This window comes from Bacillus horti, assembly GCF_030813115.1.
GTDB classification, from domain to species: Bacteria; Bacillota; Bacilli; order Caldalkalibacillales; family JCM-10596; genus Bacillus_CH; species Bacillus_CH horti.
This window is the reverse complement of sequence record NZ_JAUSTY010000042.1, coordinates 1-1,755: the sequence shown is the minus strand read 5'-3', so window position 1 is coordinate 1,755 and position 1,755 is coordinate 1. Positions and strand designations below refer to the sequence as shown.

The window sequence follows — 1,755 nt, the reverse complement described above, 5'->3', positions numbered from 1 at the left end:
AACAGCCATTCCTTGCTCCTTCAAAACTAGATAACAGTAAGATAAGAAGAATTTCAGTAACTGTAGTTATTTGGTTAAGCCCTCGACCGATTAGTATCTGTCAGCTCCACGTGTCACCACGCTTCCACACCAGACCTATCTACCTCATCATCTCTAAGGGGTCTTACTAGATTACTCTATGGGAAATCTCATCTTGAGGGGGGCTTCACGCTTAGATGCTTTCAGCGCTTATCCCTTCCACACTTAGCTACCCAGCTATGCTCCTGGCGGAACAACTGGTACACCAGCGGTGTGTCCATCCCGGTCCTCTCGTACTAAGGACAGCTCCTCTCAAATTTCCTACGCCCGCGACAGATAGGGACCGAACTGTCTCACGACGTTCTGAACCCAGCTCGCGTACCGCTTTAATGGGCGAACAGCCCAACCCTTGGGACCTACTTCAGCCCCAGGATGCGATGAGCCGACATCGAGGTGCCAAACCTCCCCGTCGATGTGGACTCTTGGGGGAGATTAGCCTGTTATCCCCAGGGTAGCTTTTATCCGTTGAGCGATGGCCCTTCCATGCGGAACCACCGGATCACTAAGCCCGACTTTCGTCCCTGCTCGACTTGTAGGTCTCGCAGTCAAGCTCCCTTATGCCTTTGCACTCTGCGAATGATTTCCAACCATTCTGAGGGAACCTTTGGGCGCCTCCGTTACTCTTTAGGAGGCGACCGCCCCAGTCAAACTGCCCACCTGACACTGTCCTTCACCCGGATCACGGGCGCAAGTTAGAATTCCAATACCGTTAGGGTGGTATCCCACCATTGCCTCCACCGAACCTAGCGGCCCGGCTTCTCTGGCTCCCACCTATCCTGTACAAACGATACCAAAATCCAATATCAAGCTACAGTAAAGCTCCATGGGGTCTTTCCGTCTTGTCGCGGGTAACCAGCATCTTCACTGGTAGTACAATTTCACCGGGTCTCTCGTTGAGACAGTGCCCAAGTCGTTACGCCTTTCGTGCGGGTCGGAACTTACCCGACAAGGAATTTCGCTACCTTAGGACCGTTATAGTTACGGCCGCCGTTTACTGGGGCTTCGGTTCAAAGCTTCTCCACAAGTGGATAACCTTTCCCCTTAACCTTCCAGCACCGGGCAGGCGTCAGCCCCTATACATCGCCTTACGGCTTGGCAGAGACCTGTGTTTTTGCTAAACAGTCGCTTGGGCCTATTCACTGCGGCTCTCTCGGGCTTGCACCCTACCAGAGCACCCCTTCTCCCGAAGTTACGGGGTCATTTTGCCGAGTTCCTTAACGAGAGTTCTCCCGAGCGCCTTAGGATTCTCTCCTCGCCTACCTGTGTCGGTTTGCGGTACGGGCACCTTTCGCCTCGCTAGAGGCTTTTCTTGGCAGTGTGAGATCAGGGACTTCGCTACTACTATTTTCACTCGCCATCACAGCCCAGCCTAATAAAGTGCGGATTTGCCTACACTTTAGCCTCACTGCTTGGACGTGCACTTCCAATCGCACGCTCTCCCTACCCTCCTGCGTCCCCCCATTGCTCAAACGGTGAAAGGTGGTACAGGAATTTCGACCTGTTGTCCATCGTCTACGCCTTTCGGCCTCGACTTAGGTCCCGACTAACCCTGAGCGGACGAGCCTTCCTCAGGAAACCTTAGGCTTTCGGCGGACAAGATTCTCACTTGTCTTTTCGCTACTCATACCGGCATTCTCACTTCTAAGCGCTCCACCAGTCCTTACGGTCTGGCTTCTC

1 rRNA gene is annotated in these 1,755 nt (G+C 53.4%); it reads right to left on the bottom strand.

From position 1 onward, the window contains the following. Nucleotides 1-70: 70 nt before the first annotated feature. Nucleotides 71-1,755: ribosomal RNA gene (locus J2S11_RS22165) — 23S ribosomal RNA — on the bottom strand; the annotation flags it as partial.